Below are 17722 nucleotides of genomic sequence, written 5' to 3' on the forward strand. Positions count from 1 at the left end.
GGTCAATCCGAAACATACGGGGGCGCGCAAGCAATCGGGCTTTTCATGTCGAGAGCCGCAAGGAAGCCTGCTGCGTCTCATGTTAGGTCGGGTGGTCCATTCGGGCTTGCTTTTGACAGCCAATCTGTTTGGCAAAAAAAGACAGCGCCGCGGCCGATTGCTTTACATCTGAGGCAGCCCATCGCTATGTCACTTGCCTGGTGGTGAGACGGCTGGCTACCTCCCGTCTGCCGGCGATGTGCTCCGGCGATAGCGCAGAGTTCCGCCATGTGCTCCTTACCTGCCAAATCCTCTGCAGCACAATTTTTGTTCCCGTCTGGCACAGAAGGTTTTATTTCGACTTCTTAATCTTCAACTCGTGCAAACGATATGGTTTCCCCGCCGCGCATGTCTGGGGATCCATAACGGAGTGCGAGTTGGCCTTTGGAGCGAAGCGCGGTAAGCCCACGTCTTCTGCATTGGCCGCCCCTCATCCCTACAAACTGGAACAATTCATGGAATCCGCGATCGACAAGCACTTGCAATGTCCGCGCACGCTCTCTCGCCGAGTGGCTGACGATTACCAGCCGCCGTTTCCGATGTACGCGGCGCGTGCCGGCGAGGAAATGAGCCAGGTCGTCATGGCCTATTTCGGCGTGCAATACCACGGCTCCGAAACGCGCTCGCGGGCACTGGAAGCGTTGCGGAAAATCGTCACTGATTTTGGCCTGACCGACGGCCCTGCCCACTACGACTTGACACACCATGTGGACAACCAGGGCTATGACAACCTGATCGCCGTCGCATACTGGCGTGATCCGGCAGCTCATCACCGGTGGCTTGCAAGCCCGAGCGTCAGCGAGTGGTGGAACTCGGATGAACGATTGAAGGAGGGCATCGGCTATTTCCGCGAAATTGCCGCGCCGCGCGCCGAGCAATTCGAAACACTCTATGCATTCACTGACAACTTTCCAGGGGTCGGTGCAATCATGGATGGAGTGAGCGGCGAAGTTCAGGAGCATGGCTACTGGGGTTCGATCCGGGACCGCTTTCCCATCTCCCAGACTGACTGGATGCGCCCGAACGGCGCGCTCGAGGTCATCCACGGCAAGCCGGAACTGGGTGGCCGGGTGATTGTGCGCGGACACGACAACATCGCGCTGATCCGCTCTGGCCAGGAATGGCGGGAAGCGGGTGAGGACGAACGCCACCTTTATTTCGGCGAGATCGAGCCGACATTGCGTGCCGGCATGGATTTCCTGCGCGATAACGGTCAAGAGCTCGGCTGCTACAGCAACCGCTATGTGCAATCGATCGATCTGGACGGAAATCTCCAGGACGAGAGCTACAACATCGGGCACTGGCGTTCGCTGGACAAGCTTGAACGCTGGGCCGAATCTCATCCGACCCATCTGCGGATTTTCGTGACCTTCTTTCGCGTCGTCACTGGCCTCTCAAAGTTGAGGCTCTATCACGAAGTATCGGTTTTCGACGCTAAACACCAAGTGTACGAGTACATCAATTGTCACGCGCGCACTGGGTTGATGCGCGATGCCGCTATTCAGAATCAGTGATGTGCCGACACCACGCCATCCCGGATGGCATGGTGTTTCCCAGCAGAAAACCATGGCGAAAATACGTTCCGCGTTAGCGCAGTGTTTCGCTCGAGATGGTGCCAAATCGAGATCTCTCGTGCTTGTCTCAGGCTAAGCGGATGAGCAAATTGGGTTGTCTGATTCTGTCAAGCAGGCTGGCGGGATACACCAAGTGTCTCGATTTTTGTCACTTTAAATTTTCCTCACTGAGTCGAGGCTAGGGTTGGAGTTTTTAAGAGTTTAGAAATGTAATGGAGAAAGGTATCGCGAAATTCATCTTGAGAAGCATCGGCCTTATCGGTAACAAATCTTGATCAGGTTGCTTGAGTGAGTTGCAACGCGACTCTTAAAGATCAGTGATACGTCATCCTCATGACGAGGGGCGTAATTCAGGAGATTCGTATGGCAGTAAAACGACCAACACCCGATCAGCTCTTTAAGCTGGCCGCTTCCCTGGGTATCCATTTGAGCGATGGCGAAGTTGCGGCCTATGACTCGGCATTACAGGCGAACTTCGACGCCTACGATGTGCTCGATTCGTTGCCGGACTTTCTTCCCGAGGTTCGTTACCCGCGCCTGCCTGGTTATCGTCCGGAAGGTGAGGAAAACCGCTTCGGTGCCTGGCAACGAAAAGCCGTTATTCAGGGCGCCTCGGAAGGGACGTTAAAAGGGCGGACTGTGGTCATCAAAGACAACGTGAGCGTAGCCGGAGTACCGATGATGAACGGCGCAAGCACGTTCGAGGGCTATGTGCCTGACATCGATGCGACGGTGGTTACACGTCTACTTGATGCTGGCGCAACGATCCTCGGCAAATCCGTATGTGAGTATTTTTGTTTTTCTGGTGGATCACATACAAGTTCGACCGGTCCAGTACAGAACCCTCGTAAGCCTGGCTATTCGGCCGGCGGATCGTCATCCGGTAGCGCCGCGCTGGTGGCAGCCGGTGAAGCTGATATGGCGATCGGCAGCGACCAGGGCGGGTCGGTACGTATCCCGTCTTCTTATTGCGGTATCTATGGCATGAAGCCGACGCATGGTCTCGTGCCCTACACCGGAGCGATGCCTATCGAAACTACGGTCGACCACCTCGGGCCGTTGACGAACAGCGTACGGGACAATGCGCTGATGCTTGAAGTGATTGCCGGCAGCGACGGACTCGACCCCCGTCAGATCGATGTTCCGGCACCGGCCAGTTATACGGCTAGCCTTGATCAGGGTATCCGCGGCCTGCGCATCGGCATCCTGCGAGAAGGTTTCGGGCTGGCCAATTCCGAACCCGTGGTCGATGCCGCCGTGCGGGCTGCTGCGGAAACACTTGGAAAGCTCGGCGCGACTGTCGAGGAAGTCTCGGTGCCGTTACACACCACCGCACCAGCGATCTGGCTTGGTATTGCGGCCGAGGGGGCGACCCAGCAGATGATGAAAGGCAACAGCCACGGATTCAACTGGCGTGGCATGTATCTGACCAGCATGATTGATCACCATGCGCGCTGGCGCGCTCGAGCAGATGAGCTGCCTGACACGGTCAAACTCACGATGGTGCTCGGTGAATACTTCACGACCCATTACAACGGGCGCTATTACGCGAAGGCCCAGAATCTTGCGCGCCGCGTGCGGCTTGCTTACGACACGGCGCTGGCCTCGTACGATTTGCTGCTGATGCCGACCCTGCCATTGCGCGCGTCACAACTGCCGGCCGCCCGTTGCCAGATGGACGAATCGCTCGCCCGAGCCTTCGAAATGCTGGGCAATACCACACCGTTCGACGTTTCCGGTCACCCGGCCATGTCAGTGCCGTGCGGCCTGGTTGATGGACTGCCGATTGGTCTGCAGTTGATCGGTAAGCGTTTCGATGAAGCGACTATCTACCGGTGTGCCTATGCCTATGAACAGGCAGTGGACTGGAAACACGTTATCGGTTGAGCCCGTATGGCATCCGCAGAGAGCCTGAATCTCAGCAGGGTTACATAGATTTAGCAATTCTTTTCGTCACAAAACGAAGTTTGAAAACAGAAAACCGTTTGGAGATTGATATGTCCCATGACCACAACCATGACCACACTGAACCGCCTTCGGAAATCGCGCTGCGCGTCAAGGCACTCGAATCTCTTCTGACTGAGAAGGGGCTGGTGGACCCGGCTGCGCTGGACGAGTTGATTGACACGTATGAACACCGAATTGGACCTCGCAACGGTGCCAAGGTGGTGGCAAAAGCCTGGGCTGACCCGGCCTATAAGGCACGACTGCTGGCTGACGGCACCGCGGCAATCGCAGAACTGGGTTTTACAGGCGTGCAGGGCGAGGACATGTTGGTTGTCGAGAATACCCCGTCCGTTCACAACGTGATGGTCTGCACCCTTTGTTCCTGCTATCCGTGGCCGACCCTGGGTTTGCCGCCGGTCTGGTTCAAGACGGCACCTTATCGTTCCCGTATCGTGATCGATCCGCGTGGCCTGTTGGCCGAGTTTGGCTTGACGATCCCCGAGGACAAGGAAGTTCGCGTTTGGGACAGCAGCGCGGAGCTGCGATATCTGGTTCTTCCGGAGCGACCGGCGGGGACGGAAGGCTGGAGCGAGGAACAGCTGGCTGAACTCGTGACCCGGGATTCGATGATCGGGACTGGGCTGCCGATGCAGCCTTCCGCCAAATAACCGGCACCATTCGAAAAGGAGAAAAGCATGAACGGTATACACGACTTCGGCGGTATGCATGGCCTTGGTCCGGTTGTGGCTGAAGTGAGCGAACCGGTATTCCATGATGACTGGGAGCGGCGGGTATTCGCATTGTTTCCCGCGCTGTTCGCCGGCGGGCTCTTCAATGTAGATGAGTTTCGGCATGCCATCGAACGTATGAGCCCTGCCGAATATCTCTCTTCGCAATACTACGAGCATTGGTTGCATTCGTTCGAAACCTTGTTGATCGAGAAAGGCGTGGTGACACACGCGGAACTCGAGAGCGGGAAGGCGGCATCCGGCAAGGTGACCTCGCCTGCCTTGAAGAGGGAGATGGTCGAGACGCTTGTCAAAACGGGTGGCTCCACGCGCATGAACGAAGTGGTTGCGCCGAGTTTCAAGGTGGGCGATCGGGTGCGCGCGAAGAATTTCAATCCGACAACGCATACACGCTTGCCACGTTATGCGCGAGGCAAGCTCGGGACCATCGAAATCGATCATGGCGTGTTCGTCACACCGGACACGGCGGCGCACGGCAAGGGCGCGCATCCGCAGCACGTTTATTGTGTGAACTTTACTGCTGCTGAATTGTGGGGCGAAGGAGCGTCGTCGGTAGACACGGTTCGTATCGATCTGTGGGACGACTATCTCGAGAAGGCCTGAAAATGACGACCACGCTCGACTATCAGGAATCTTTGAGTGTCCCGGTAAATGCCAACGGTCCGGCGTTTGATCATCCCTGGCAGGCACAGGCTTTCTCGCTGACGGTTCATCTGCACAAGAAGGGGCTGTTTTCCTGGGCGGACTGGGTCCGGATTTTCAGCGACGAGATCAAGGCTTCGCCGGCTCTGCACGGGGAAAGCGTGAACGACACGTACTACCGGCAATGGCTGGCGGCAATGGAAAAACTGGTCGCGGTGCTCGGTTTAACTGTGTCGGACGATATTTCCCGCCGCACGGACGAGTGGCGGCAGGCTTATCTCAATACGCCGCATGGTCAGCCCGTGGCACTGGTTCATGCCACTTGTCCGCCCGAGCATGTCCACTTACATACGCCACGTCGTGAGCCGGTACTGGTAAGCCCGGCACGCGCTGGTTGAGTAGGAAAGGCGGCAAATACTTCCAGGAATTTTTTTCGTGCCGTTAAGCGGGCTGAGCTCAGTAGGTGGTGTATAGACGTCGCCTACTGTCTCATGATGATGAAAATAATACCTATTTAAATAAGTAATACTGAATAAATTGGAGAGCTGGTGATGTTGAGAACACTTAGGATTGCGGCTATATATGTCAGCCTGTCTGCATTGCTTTTCGGCTTACTGGAGGTTCCGGCTCGAGCGGTTGACCTCAATTCTCAGGATCTAATCCCAGCGCCGGCTGGTACCAACGCGATGCTTGGGTATTTTAGCTATGGGGACTATGGCAGCTTTGTATCAACCAACGGCACTACATACAAAGATGGCACGGATCTGAAGTCGTTGGTGGGTATCGCCCGCTACGTTCGCTACATGGATATAGGCGGATTCATTGCCGCTCCGCAGGTCCTGCTTCCGTATGGGAGGCTGTTTGACGGTTCACTGGGAGGCGCAAAACTCGATTCGGCCAGTGGTGCGGGCGACCCTATCCTGGCCCTTCCGGTATGGTTCGTAAACAACCCAAGAACAACCTTTGCTGTCGTTCCATATCTCTATATTCCGGCTGGTTCATACGTGCCAGGGCGAACGCTCAACGTCGGTGAAAACCGATGGAAATTCGATTTGCAAGTTGGTGGCACGCAGCAACTTGGTCATGGGTTTGCCACTCAGCTTTCCGCCGACGTGATGTGGTACGGGAACAATGGCGACGCTACAGGTATCGGTACAGGCACGCTTCGACAGAACAATACCTATCAGTTCCAGGGGTGGCTTACCTACACCCCGCCAGCCGACAGGACCTGGACCGTTGCTGCCGGATATTCGAAGTATTGGGGCGGTGTGCAGTACCTCGACGGCGTTGCGAATGGCCAGGCGACACGAGTCGACCAGATTCGACTCGAGGTGTCCAAGTTCGTTACGCCGACTTTCCAGATCCAGGGATTGCTCGAGCACGACATCAAGGTCAACGGAGGTTTCAAGCAAGATCTGTACGCCACCCTGCGTCTGCTGAAACTTTTCTGATATCCCGGGTCAACCTTCGTATCAAAAGGAAGAGAGGATTCTGTACATGAACTATCTCATGGGTTTTATGAACGGCGACAGAGGCAGCATGCGTTGGCGAGCCGGTGCGATAGCGGCGATAGTCCTGCTTGCCAATCTGGCGACATGGATCTATGCCATCGTGGCACTGAGGGGACATCCGCTACTGTTGGGCACTGCGTTGCTCGCTTATACGTTTGGTCTTCGACATGCAGTTGACGCGGATCATATTGCAGCGATCGACAACACGACCCGCAAGTTGATGCAAACAGGGCAGCGGCCTGTGTCCGCGGGATTCTTTTTCGCCCTGGGTCATTCCACCATCGTGATCATGTTGTCGATTGCCGTGGCTTTTGCGACAACTTCCATCGAAGGGCATTTCGATGAGTTGAAGTCGGTTGGCGCAGTGATTTCCACTCTAGTCTCTGGAATCTTCCTGTTGACCCTCTCAATCGTCAATGTCCAGATTCTGCTGTCCTTGGTAAAGGCGTTCCGCCGCGTCAAGCGCGGCGAGACCTTGATGGAGGACGATATGGATATTTTGATGAACGGGCGCGGCATGCTGAGTCGACTCTTCCGACCGCTGTTCAGGCTTGTCACCCGCAGCTGGCATATGCTCCCGATTGGTTTCCTGTTCGGATTGAGCTTCGATACGGCAACCGAGGTGGCTTTGTTCGGTATCTCTGCGACTCAGGCAGCCAAGGGTATGTCGGCGGGCGTGATCATGGTGTTTCCGTTGTTGTTCATGGCGGGTATGACGCTGATCGATACCGCCGACGGCCTGCTGATGCTCGGCGCCTACGGATGGGCGTTCCGGCGTCCGACACGCAAGCTGTTTTATAACATCACGATCACGTTTGTGTCGGTCGCGGTGGCTGTGTTGATCGGTAGTATCGAGGTGGCGGCGCTCATCGGTCAGGAGTTTGATCTCAAGGGGCGGTTCTGGGATTTCGCCGGGAATCTGTCCGACAATTTCGGCACGATCGGTTATCTGGTAATCGGGATTTTTTTCGTTAGCTGGATTATTTCGATCGCAATCTATCGGATCGGCAAATACGACGATTTACCAGCGAATTTGCGGTAGGGCTGGGCGTAACGGTGCGGGCGGCCTGTGGCTAGCACGCATTCCCTCTGGATCTAAAGCCTCTCCATAGCTGGTAAGGGAGTGACAATCATGTCGATATTTTCCGATCTCGTGCGCGCAATTTATTCCGCAGTGATCCTGGTGGCATGTGCATATGGCTTCGCGACCGAAGCCGAACCAGAGACCCAGGTGAGTTCTCGTCGGAATAACGTGTCTCGATCCTCCGGCCGCCAGTCAACCCGTTAGCACATGACTTGGTGTGTGGCCAAAATGTTTCTTGAACAGGCGGCAGAAATGCGAAAGATCGTTGAAGCCGCTCTGGTAGGCGGCTTGGGCGATCTGCGACACGCGTCGCTCGGATAGCAGCATGAAGCTGTGCTCAAGGCGACGGTGAGAAAGATGTTGCGAAGGGGTGAGACCTTGTTTGGCAAACAGGCGCAGGAGCGTGCGTTCCGAGATATTGAGCGCGTTTGCGATATCTGCGACACTCAGGTCGTAGTTGTCGAAATTGGCATCAACGAAGCGAACGGCCTTGTTGTACAGCATGGTATGTTGAGCGCTTTGACGGTCGGTCGTTTCTACTCCGGAAACAAGCTCCAGTACGACAGTGAGCGTGTCCAGCAACGCGGTGCTTAAGCGCGCGCGTACTGCTTCCGGTGTCGCGCCTGAAAGTGCGATTGCTTCCCGGAGCATTGTGCCGATTGCCCCAGTGATAGGAATGTCCGATGCGATGCGGCTACCTGTCATGTGTTCGGCCATTGCAAGTCGTGACAGTAGCAGGCGGCGCGGCATGCGCAAGAGCATCATGGAAACTGGGTTAGACATGACAAACGGGCGGGCCGCATCATACATGCTGATATCGCCTGCATGCAGTGTCGATTCCCGTCCCGATTGCGTCAATCCAACAGACCCGGCCTCGATAAAAATCATAATGATTCCGTCGTCGGGATCGCGCCGAACGTCCTGATAAGAACGATGCCATGAGTGGGGATGCGGTGTGGTGTATTGGGCGGCGAGAAAGGTGCCGAGTGTCTGCCCGTGCATTTGCCCTTCCATGGTTGATCCAGTGCGGCATTCACAACTGACGAAATGCGCACAAACGGAATCATGCCAGTACTCAAGTCGTTGGTCTGAGGCAACGTGTTGTGTGGAGTAGTCGAACCGCATGGCAGTTTTCCTTGGGGGAAACCCGTGCTCCGGGCTCAATGTGACCGTACTGGGCGATTAGCTCCCGCGAACCGTTCGATTGGCGGGAATATGACTGTTTTTATACGTTGGTCAAAAAAAGCTGACAAGCGAGGACTTTCTTGGGCGATGTGGTGCTTTGTGACACATTGTGTACGCGTTCGATATAGCTTGGTATCTCACGCCGATAGGAACCAGGGCTTGATCCGATCCATTTGGCAAGCGCATCACGCAGGAAGCCTTTGAGTACCTGCTCGGAGCGTATCGTCGGCAGAGAAAGGTACGAGGCATCGAACACCACGCGTGTTACTGGTTGGCTGAAATGAGCAGGTGTTCCGAAGTTGGACAGGTAAAAAAGCCGGCGCATGCGCCGGCTGAAAAAAGTCCGGGTGTTTCCGAGGGCCGGCCGAACCTGAGAGAGCTTTAGGATAACTGGAAACGCGGATTCGGAATCCAGTAATAAGACATCCATAACAGTTGCATTTCTCTCACTGCAATTTTCTATTTCTTCCGATAGGAATTTTTAGAAATGCGGGCCTCCCACCCGGCGTTTTCAACGCAGCGCGACACCACCCAGATCGAGGTGGCTCCCGGCAATCAGTTGTTCGATGTCGACCAGGATCAGCATGCGCTCGTGCCCATCGCCCGCCGCAGTGCCAATGCCGGTGATGAACCGGATGTCGGCGGTCGCGTCGAGTTCGGGCGCCGGGCTGATCTGCGAATGACCGAGCGGAAGAACATCACTGACCGCATCGACGACTACGCCCACTACACGCTCGCCCATGTTCAGCACGATAACGACAGTCAGATCGTCGTATTCGACCGATTTCAAGGCGAATTTGAGCCGCAGGTCGAGGATCGGCACGATCACGCCCCGCAGGTTAATTACGCCCTTGATAAAGTCAGGTGCGTTTGCAATGCAGGTGGGTGGCTCATATGAGCGGATCTCCTGAACCCGCAGGATGTCGATGCCGTACTCCTCGGCGCCAAGGTGAAAAATCAGGAATTCTCCAGCCAGTGGCGATGCGGTCTTCGCGTGTCCGGCAGGCTCCCCAACTGAACGTACGGCCGCAGAGGGGGCGACCTGACTCTTTTCAATGGTTTCCATGGTGTGCCCCACGATTCATGTTTTTCGACCTGGCTCAGAACGTGTCCCAGCCGTCGCTGCCGACGGTCGTTGCCGGTGCGCTGGCGGGCAACGTCGATGCTACGGCAGGCCGCGTCGGCGCTGCAACTTTCCGGGTTATCGGGCGTGCGGGTTGTGGACGTGGCGCCGGACGATGTGCTGCGGATGCCCGTCCGTCCGTTACTGGAGAAACGGCACTGGCATCCAGACGGAAGAACGAGATCGCGTCATTCAGTTGTCGTCCCTGGTCTTCGAGTGACTTCGATGCCGCCGCCGCTTCCTCCACCAGTGCGGCATTCTGCTGCGTGACTTCGTCCATCTGTGTAATCGCCTGATTGACCTGTTCGATGCCCCGGCTCTGTTCGGTCGAGGCGGCGGCGATTTCGCCCATGATGTCGGTCACCCGGGCGACCGCCTGCGTGACCTCCGACATTGTCTTTCCCGCTTCATTTGCGAGCGACGAACCATCCTGGATTTTCTGCACCGACGCGTTGATCAGATCCTTGATTTCCTTCGCCGCAGTGGACGAACGCTGCGCGAGGCTGCGCACCTCGCTTGCGACCACCGCGAACCCGCGGCCCTGTTCGCCGGCCCGGGCTGCTTCCACCGCTGCGTTCAGCGCCAGGATGTTGGTCTGAAACGCAATCCCTTCAATGATTCCCGTGATATCCGCGATTTTTGTGGAGCTCGTGCTGATCTCGCCCATCGTACCGACGACCTGACTGACTACCTCATTGCCCTTGAGCGCCACCTCGGACGCATTGGCGGAGAGCGAGCTTGCCTGCTGTGCGTTCTCGGCGTTCTGCTTCACCGTCGACGTCAGCTCTTCCATGCTGGAGGCGGTTTCCTGCAGCGATGCCGCCTGCTGTTCGGTTCGCGAAGAAAGATCGACGTTGCCCGAAGCGATCTGGCTGGAACCCGTGGCAATACTGTCTGCCGCGGTGCGGACCCGACTGATCAGGCTGACGAGACTGGCCTGCATTTCGCCCATTGACGCGAGCACGCTGCCGGCTGGCGCATTCTTCGCTCCGGCGATCGGGCTCAGATCTCCCGCAGCGACGCGTTGTGTGAGCACCCCCAGTTCGGCCGGCTCGGCGCCGAGGGCACGCAACAGGCTTCGTGTGATGACCACACCCGCCGCGACCGCCATCGCGACAGCGGCGAGGCAGAGGGCGATCAGCAGATTACGCTGGTGCGCGAACTGCTCCCCGGACTGCTGCACCATCTGCGCTGCCCGTTCCTGCGTCGCGGCCGCGTAGTTGTTAGCCGCCTTGATCAGGGCTGCGAGCAATGGCCTGCATTTCGTATCGATCTCCGCCACCGCGGCATCGTGCTGGTTGTTCAGGGCAAGCTGGTTAATTTCCAGTGCAACCGGACGGTAAAGCTCTTCGATGCGTGGAATTTCCGCAGCGAGACTGCGCTCCTTTTCACTCATGTCCTGGGTGCTGGCCACCATCGCCTTGAATTTTTCCAGATTGTTCTCGACCCGGCGTTCCGCGTCGCTGACGGCATTTTTTTCGGTCTCTACGTCGGCGGGTGTCGTAACCAGCACCAGGTTGCGGACCGCCATCGCGCGATCATCCACGGCGGTGCGAACCGATTCAGCCATATCAGCGCGCGCCATGACGCCACTGATAAAGCCCGAAAAGCGGTCGTTGGCATCGTTAAGTGACTTGAGAGACAGACCCGACACGATCAGGACGACAACGGCGAGTACGCCAAAAGCGGCGGAAAGCTTCGCCTTGACTGACAGACTGTTTAAATTCATGGTTCAACTCCTGACGCTATTATTGGTAGACGAAAAAATACTCAAGGTGTTTGGATTCCACGGCCGACGCGCTCCCGATTGCACGGAGGGCACATTTCGCCTCTATGCATCCTGCATTACGGCACGGTTGTGTATTGCTGCAGGGTGACAATCCCTTATCGGGCGACCGCAAAGGTTTGCGACCGATTGAATTTCTATATGGCGATAAGGCTGCGATTAGTGGGGCATCTATTTAATCTTGATGATATGGATAACTTAATATTTAAATTCTTCATACTTCAGAAAATAACGGATGATTCGAATGAGATATCAGGCGTCGATTTAACAATTCTGGGTGGCGATTTAACAATCTGGCAGTACTGATCATTGCAGAAGCGCGACCAGCGCGGCATCGCGATCATCCGGCGCCGGTCGGCCGAATAGATAGCCTTGAACCTCCTCACAACCTTCTTCGGTGACCCGCGCCAGCTGTTCCGCGGTCTCGACGCCTTCTGCCACCGTGGTGACGCCAAGTCGCCTGCCCAGGTCGGCAATCGCCCGGACAACGGCAGCGCAGTCCGGCCGCTCCACGGCATCGCGCACGAACGACCCGTCAATCTTGATCTTGTCGAACGAAAACACGCGCAGATGCGCCAGCGATGAGTACCCTGTACCAAAGTCGTCGAGCGCCACCCGCACGCCCATTTCCCGTAATTGCGTGAGATCGGAGACGGCCCTATCCCGATCGTTGAGCAGGGCGGTTTCCGTCACCTCGATTTCCAGCCGGCCGGCCGCCAGGCCAGTGGCGGCCAGCGCCGCCTTCACCGACAGGGCGAGTGTTCCCTTGCCAAGCTGGGCGGCCGAGATATTGACGGCCACGCGTGCTTCATCTAGCCATCCGGCCGCGTCCCGACAGGCCCGATCAAGGACAAACAGACCGAGGCGTTCCACCAGCCCGGTGTCTTCGGCAACCGGAATGAACTCGGCGGGAGGAATCCACCCGCGCTTCGGGTGATGCCAGCGCAGCAACGCTTCGCGAGCCGTGATCCGGCGGGTTCCGATATCGACGATCGGCTGATAGAACACGAACAGGCCCGCGTCCTGCTCGATTGCTTCGCGTAGTCGTGCCTCGAGATCCACGCGTTCCTGGATCCGGGTTTCCATGGCCGGCGAGAACATCCGGAAGGTCCCTTTGCCGGCCGCCTTGGCGGCATAGAGTGCGATGTCGGCCCGGGCGAGCAGGGTTCCGGCATCCGTTCCGTGCACAGGGGCAAGCACGCCGCCGATCGATGCGCCGATCCGGACCTGCCTGTCGCTGTCCAGGCGGTAAGGTGCGCCCAGCATGTCGACGATACGGGCTGCGACGTCGTTCATCCCTTCCGGTGTGGCGTCGCGAATCAGGACCGTGAATTCGTCGCCGCCAATGCGGCCAAGCGTCATGCCGGGTATCGTGAATTCCCTGAGCAGGCGCCCCGCCACCTGCCCGAGCAGATCGTCTCCCGCGTGATGACCCCTGGTGTCGTTGATCATCTTGAAACCGTCGAGGTCGATGTACAGCAGACCGGGCCGGCTGCCCGGTTCCGCAAGACCCGTTTCGAGTTCCGCCAGAAACGTCGCGCGGTTGGGCAGGCCGGTCAGCGTATCGTAGTGGGCAAGCCGGTGGATACGTTCCTCGGCCTGTACTTCGCGCGTGACGATGGACCATGAAAGCATCGGCCCGATATAGCTGCCGTCGGCATCGCGAATGGCCGATGCCTGGAGGTCCAGCACTTCGGGACCAAGCCGGATGCGGGTACGGTGCGGCAGGTTGGCCGGGTCGGCCAGCAGCTTGCGCTGGTGTTCCGGATGCCGGTGGAAGACGTCAATCGAGGTGCCAAGGATTTCGTCGACCCGAACCGGCAGCAGGTGCTCGATGCGGCGCAGCGTGTGCTTCGAGGTTTCGTTGGCATAGTTGATGTCAAAGGTATCCAGATCCACGGTCATCACAGCCACCGGCATGTCGTCAATCATCCGCAGCAGCCGTTTCTGCGCCTCCTCCCGCAGACGCGAGTCCGTCTGCGCACGGATCAGGAGCGTGAAACCCCGGTAATTAACGGTCACGACAACCAGCAGGGCGATCGACACCAGAGCAACATTGATGGCCGCGGCGATGAGCGTCGGTTCGCCGGTAGAGATAAAGAAGACGATGAAAGCCCCGTTGACAATCGCGGTTACGATGACCGCCGCCGACCACAGAAACATGAGACTGAAAATAACGCCGATGACGGTGATCGCCATGTAGAAAGCCAGTTGCGCCTTCTCATAGGCATTGCCGTACGCAAACATCATCAGCGCCCAGCCCGTAAAGGCGATCGCGATGATGCTGGCAAGCTGATTGGTCCGGACGAGCGCGAGCCGGGCTACCTCAGGCGTCGGATCGATGCGGCGAGACTTCAGCCAGTAGTAAAAACGCAGTGCTGCAGCGAGTGTCATCACGACCGGCACGCCGATCGTCAGCCAGAAGGGAGCAATCCCGATGTGCGTGACGGCGACGCTCCAGGTGCTCGACAGCAGGATGAAATACATCACCGGAAGCTGTCGGGAAAAGGCACGGTACTGTGCCTTGAGCAGTTCCGGATTGTCCGACGGCACCGCGAGAAAGCGGATCAGCGTCGTTCTCGCAGAGAGCAACTGTTTCGGAATCATCGCGTACTCTCTATTTCCAGTCAGGCCTTCGGGCCGGTTGGTGGCAATGCATCGGCGCGAACGAACGAGTCTTCCGTCACCGTGAACTGGCCGCTTCGGACTATCTGGCCGAGCGGAGCCGGCCGGCCGAGCAGGAAGCCCTGCGCTTCATCGCAGCCCTCGTCGATGAGCAGCGCAAGCTGGTCGTGCGTTTCGATACCTTCTGCCAGGACCGGGATGCCGAGGCTTCTGCCGAGCGCCAGGACGGCGCGGATGATCGCCTTGTCCTGCGGGCTGGTGACCGCTTCGCCCACGAACGACTGGTCGAGCTTGATCCGGTCGAAAGGGAAGGCGCGCAGCGTGTCGAGCGACGAATAGCCCGTGCCGAAATCATCGAGCGCGATGTTTACGCCCAGGGCCTTGATCTGGCGCAGCGTGTGCAGTGAGCGCTCCCTGTCCGCGAAGATCGTGGACTCGGTCAGCTCGAGCTCCAGTCGCTCCGGCGGCAGCCCCGAGCGCGCCAGCACGCCGGCCACGAGCCGGGGCAGGTCGGCATGGGCAAACTGCACGGCCGACAGATTGACCGCGACCCTGCAGGGCGGCTCCCATGACGCCGCCGCAGCGCAGGCCTCACGCAGCACCCATTCACCGATCTCGAGAATCTGGCCGTTTTCCTCGGCCAGCGGAATGAACTCCTCCGGCAGAATGAGTCCCTGCTTCGGGTGCCACCACCGTAGCAGGGCCTCATAGCCAAGGATGTCTCCCGTCGACAGGGACGTCTGGACCTGGTAGTGGATACTGAACTGGTTGCCGCCCAGCGCCTGGCGCAGATCGGCCGCGAGCGCGCGGCGCGCCCTGGCCAGTTCGTCCATCCCGGGCTCATAGAAGCAGACCGGACGCGTCCGGTTAGCCTTGGCGCGGTACATGGCCAGGTCGGCGTTGTTGATGAGCACGGCCTTGCTTGCCGCATCGTCGGGATAGATCGCGACCCCGAAGCTCGCACCGGGAATGACCTCGCAGTCATCAAGACGGACTGGCCTGTACAGCGCGGTTTCCAGGCGGCCCAGGAAATCGAGCAGACCCGCCTGTTCGCCGAGGCGATGAATCGCAACGAATTCGTCGCCGCCCGTTCTTGCGACGAATTCGCCGTCGCGCAGCAGGTTGGACATGCGCCGGCCCAGGGTGCGCAGCACCTCGTCTCCCGTATGATGACCGCGCAGATCGTTGATTTCCTTGAAGCGGTTCAGGTCGATACCCACCAGCGCGAGCCGGCTTCGCTGATCGTTCGCGAGCGCTATCTCAAGGTCAAGCCGCTCGTCGAAATTCGCCCGGTTCGGCAGGCCGGTGAGCATGTCGCTCAGTGCCATGCGGCGCAGATGTTCCAGCGACTCGGCCCGCACGTTGTCATCGATGAGGTAGCTCACGAGGCCGGTGCAGACAATGACCAGCGACATGCCCGCAATCGCGAGCGCGAGGGTATGAAGCGCGGCCGGGTTGGAGTACGCCTCGTCGACACGCACGGGCTCGATGCGAAGCGCCGTCATGCCGGTGAAATGCAGGGCAAGCACAGCCAGCGCGAGCATGGCTGCCATGAGGTTGACGGATTGCGAATCCGGGCGCATCGCGCAGTACAGCGCCGCGGCCGAGAGTCCGACCGACAGCACAATAGAGGCGACCAGGTAAGTCAGATCCCACGACACGATGCCCTGCACCCGCCAGGCCAGCATGCCGGTGTAGTGCATGAGTGCGATTGCCACGCCGACGATTGCTCCGCCCAGCGCCGGCGCGAATCGCGTCAGGCCGCTGCCCGCGACGATAAAGCCGATCGTGCTGCCGCCGACTGCGATCAGCAGGGAAACAATCGTGAGCGCCAGATCGAAACTGGCCGGCACGCCGGCGTCGAAGCCGAGCATGGCGACGAAATGCGTGCACCAGATCGAGACCCCAGCGGCGAGTGCGGTCAGGAAATGCCAGCCGACCTTCTGCATGCCGGCCGTGCTGACCGTGCGAAGGAACAGCCGGGCGGTAACCCACGCGCCCGCCACGCAGATCAGCGTAGCCACAAGCACCAGCCAGAGATCGTGCCTGTGGTAGATGCACCCCAGTACCGTAATCACAAAAACGCTCTCTTCCGAAAATGGGTCTACCCGTTGAAACGGTTGCCGGTTTATCCGGCGACGCCACCACGCCAGGATGCCGTGGTAGTCGATCGGGTTGGGAGAGTGGTTGACTCCGGTGCGTCTGCTCCTGTGTCCGAAATATTCAAAATCGCCCAGCGCGGCACTTATCCCTCCGCTACCGCGACCGTTACCCACGCCTGCCCCGATGTTCAGGATGCGCGCCAGTTCATCCGGATTGTGGATGGGTTAATGCAGCGGGTGGAAATAAAGTAATTAGATGAAATATTCAATTACCAGGTTTCTATACCCGGCGGGCGGCGGTGCCATATTTCTGGTTTACGGAGCCGTTTTCAGAAACTGAACCTTCGCCGCTATGATGCAAACGTTGGCTGACAATGTTTAACAATTGTGCGGGGTTATGGCCAATGTTCCCGGGTTATGTTGATCGTCATTAGGGGATTGACGACCGGTGCGATACCAGAAATTCAAGCTAGCCGTTCGTTATCAAATCCAGCGCGGATCAACACTGCATTGACAGCCCTCGCAGACGGCCCAAAAGGTGTTCTTGTTGTGCGTGATCGTTTGCAGTTGCAACTGCTGATCATGGGCTTTGGGATGGATGCCGGACGCCGCGAGCCTGGCCGCATCGTTGCGACGTTGGCGGGCGTCGCTTATAGACAGGTCAGGGAATCGCCCAGGCGTGTAACTGCAATCCTTGCCATCCAACCGGTAGTCAAATTTCCATACCTTCGAACCCGGGACCGACACCCGCGGATACATGGAATCGCGGTCGCGAATCTTATAGGGCTTGTCTTGCGGTTTGGCGTTCAGCAGCGGCGGGTAGGTCGGCTTCATGGCGTTCTCCTCGACGGACACCGTCTCGAGCGCTCTGGAGCACGCGCTTCCCTGATCGCATCTTCAGCACCGAGCGGTCTGCGATGAAGAGCGTCCGAGGCGCGTGTGGCCAATGGTGATGGCCGCTATGCCGAATCGAACACGCGGCCGGAGAAGGAGATCCTTAAGCACCGGCTCACGTTTTTTCGCGCAGCTTACGCCGGATGAGACGACAGAAATGCTGCGTACAATCCGACATGCTTCTGCAACGGGAGCACGGTAAGTTCGGCCTGGAGATTCGTCACTTCATTTTCGCTCGTCGAGGATCCCATGGGCACCCGATCAACAGGACCGATGGTCACGATAACGGTTGATGCACCCGATCGCGATCCAGAGGGCGTGCTGCGCACGGCAGAGCGGATTGGCGTGACGATCTGCAAGGAAAACAAACAGGTCGCGATGTTCGTTCCCGTCGAGGTGTGGCGCGAGTACCTCCAGCGACTGGAAGGGCCCGGTGACACCGCACTGAATGGTTAATATCG

General features: G+C 58.2%; 14 protein-coding genes. 8 read left to right on the plus strand and 6 right to left on the minus strand.

Annotated features, from left to right (window positions below):
- Positions 1-494 precede the first annotated feature (494 nt).
- The 7 genes from oxdA (at position 495) to ACOSV0_RS27930 (ending at position 7504) form a co-directional block, all read left to right on the plus strand.
- Positions 495-1553, plus strand: coding sequence for an aliphatic aldoxime dehydratase (gene oxdA / locus ACOSV0_RS27900; protein WP_434115592.1), 1059 nt, complete (start codon positions 495-497; stop codon positions 1551-1553).
- 423 nt (positions 1554-1976) lie between these two features.
- Positions 1977-3500 (plus strand): amidase, encoded by a 1524-nt coding sequence (locus ACOSV0_RS27905; protein WP_434115594.1) that lies wholly within the window; start codon positions 1977-1979, stop codon positions 3498-3500.
- Positions 3501-3610: 110 nt separating this feature from the next.
- Complete coding sequence (gene nthA / locus ACOSV0_RS27910; protein ID WP_434115595.1) at positions 3611-4228, plus strand: nitrile hydratase subunit alpha; 618 nt, start codon at positions 3611-3613, stop codon at positions 4226-4228.
- 27 nt (positions 4229-4255) lie between these two features.
- On the plus strand, positions 4256-4912 hold the full coding sequence (gene nthB, locus ACOSV0_RS27915; RefSeq protein ID WP_434115597.1) for a nitrile hydratase subunit beta: 657 nt from the start codon (positions 4256-4258) through the stop codon (positions 4910-4912).
- 2 nt (positions 4913-4914) lie between these two features.
- Positions 4915-5349 carry a nitrile hydratase accessory protein gene (locus ACOSV0_RS27920; protein WP_434115598.1) on the plus strand — a complete coding sequence of 145 codons (435 nt, stop codon included), beginning with the start codon at positions 4915-4917 and terminating at the stop codon, positions 5347-5349.
- Between the two features lie 153 nt (positions 5350-5502).
- Complete coding sequence (locus ACOSV0_RS27925; protein WP_434115600.1) at positions 5503-6402, plus strand: transporter; 900 nt, start codon at positions 5503-5505, stop codon at positions 6400-6402.
- Between the two features lie 46 nt (positions 6403-6448).
- Entirely contained in the window at positions 6449-7504 is a 1056-nt protein-coding gene (locus ACOSV0_RS27930; protein WP_434115602.1) for a HoxN/HupN/NixA family nickel/cobalt transporter, read from the plus strand.
- A 234-nt stretch (positions 7505-7738) separates the two neighbouring features.
- On the opposite strand, the gene ACOSV0_RS27935 is transcribed toward ACOSV0_RS27930, so the two are convergent.
- From ACOSV0_RS27935 to ACOSV0_RS27960, 6 genes are all read right to left on the minus strand, one after another.
- Complete coding sequence (locus ACOSV0_RS27935) at positions 7739-8671, minus strand: helix-turn-helix domain-containing protein (protein ID WP_434115604.1); 933 nt, start codon at positions 8669-8671, stop codon at positions 7739-7741.
- A 571-nt stretch (positions 8672-9242) separates the two neighbouring features.
- Positions 9243-9797 (minus strand): chemotaxis protein CheW, encoded by a 555-nt coding sequence (locus tag ACOSV0_RS27940; protein WP_434115605.1) that lies wholly within the window; start codon positions 9795-9797, stop codon positions 9243-9245.
- 34 nt (positions 9798-9831) lie between these two features.
- Positions 9832-11583 carry a methyl-accepting chemotaxis protein gene (locus ACOSV0_RS27945; RefSeq protein ID WP_434115607.1) on the minus strand — a complete coding sequence of 584 codons (1752 nt, stop codon included), beginning with the start codon at positions 11581-11583 and terminating at the stop codon, positions 9832-9834.
- 363 nt (positions 11584-11946) lie between these two features.
- Positions 11947-14247 carry a putative bifunctional diguanylate cyclase/phosphodiesterase gene (locus ACOSV0_RS27950; protein ID WP_434115609.1) on the minus strand — a complete coding sequence of 767 codons (2301 nt, stop codon included), beginning with the start codon at positions 14245-14247 and terminating at the stop codon, positions 11947-11949.
- Positions 14248-14267: 20 nt separating this feature from the next.
- Positions 14268-16343, minus strand: coding sequence for a putative bifunctional diguanylate cyclase/phosphodiesterase (locus tag ACOSV0_RS27955; protein WP_434115611.1), 2076 nt, complete (start codon positions 16341-16343; stop codon positions 14268-14270).
- Positions 16344-16850: 507 nt separating this feature from the next.
- Positions 16851-17201, minus strand: a complete 351-nt coding sequence (locus ACOSV0_RS27960; RefSeq protein WP_434115613.1) for an Arm DNA-binding domain-containing protein — start codon at positions 17199-17201, stop codon at positions 16851-16853.
- Between the two features lie 309 nt (positions 17202-17510).
- On the opposite strand from ACOSV0_RS27960, the gene ACOSV0_RS27965 reads away from it, so the two are divergent.
- A complete protein-coding gene (locus tag ACOSV0_RS27965; protein WP_434115615.1) occupies positions 17511-17717 on the plus strand; it encodes a hypothetical protein in 207 nt (68 codons plus the stop codon).
- The last annotated feature ends 5 nt before the right edge of the window (positions 17718-17722 follow it).

Source organism: Paraburkholderia caffeinilytica (assembly GCF_051027425.1).
Taxonomy (GTDB): domain Bacteria; phylum Pseudomonadota; class Gammaproteobacteria; order Burkholderiales; family Burkholderiaceae; genus Paraburkholderia; species Paraburkholderia caffeinilytica_A.

Excerpts from the sequence above, each read along its gene's own strand:
- oxdA (WP_434115592.1), top strand. The coding sequence starts at position 495 with ATGGAATCCGCGATCGACAAGCACTTGCAATGTCCGCGCACGCTCTCT.
- ACOSV0_RS27905 (WP_434115594.1), top strand. The coding sequence starts at position 1,977 with ATGGCAGTAAAACGACCAACACCCGATCAGCTCTTTAAGCTGGCCGCT.
- nthA (WP_434115595.1), top strand. The coding sequence starts at position 3,611 with ATGTCCCATGACCACAACCATGACCACACTGAACCGCCTTCGGAAATC.
- nthB (WP_434115597.1), top strand. The coding sequence starts at position 4,256 with ATGAACGGTATACACGACTTCGGCGGTATGCATGGCCTTGGTCCGGTT.
- ACOSV0_RS27920 (WP_434115598.1), top strand. The coding sequence starts at position 4,915 with ATGACGACCACGCTCGACTATCAGGAATCTTTGAGTGTCCCGGTAAAT.
- ACOSV0_RS27925 (WP_434115600.1), top strand. The coding sequence starts at position 5,503 with ATGTTGAGAACACTTAGGATTGCGGCTATATATGTCAGCCTGTCTGCA.
- ACOSV0_RS27930 (WP_434115602.1), top strand. The coding sequence starts at position 6,449 with ATGAACTATCTCATGGGTTTTATGAACGGCGACAGAGGCAGCATGCGT.
- ACOSV0_RS27935 (WP_434115604.1), bottom strand. The coding sequence starts at position 8,671 with ATGCGGTTCGACTACTCCACACAACACGTTGCCTCAGACCAACGACTT.
- ACOSV0_RS27940 (WP_434115605.1), bottom strand. The coding sequence starts at position 9,797 with ATGGAAACCATTGAAAAGAGTCAGGTCGCCCCCTCTGCGGCCGTACGT.
- ACOSV0_RS27945 (WP_434115607.1), bottom strand. The coding sequence starts at position 11,583 with ATGAATTTAAACAGTCTGTCAGTCAAGGCGAAGCTTTCCGCCGCTTTT.
- ACOSV0_RS27950 (WP_434115609.1), bottom strand. The coding sequence starts at position 14,247 with ATGATTCCGAAACAGTTGCTCTCTGCGAGAACGACGCTGATCCGCTTT.
- ACOSV0_RS27960 (WP_434115613.1), bottom strand. The coding sequence starts at position 17,201 with ATGAAGCCGACCTACCCGCCGCTGCTGAACGCCAAACCGCAAGACAAG.
- ACOSV0_RS27965 (WP_434115615.1), top strand. The coding sequence starts at position 17,511 with ATGGGCACCCGATCAACAGGACCGATGGTCACGATAACGGTTGATGCA.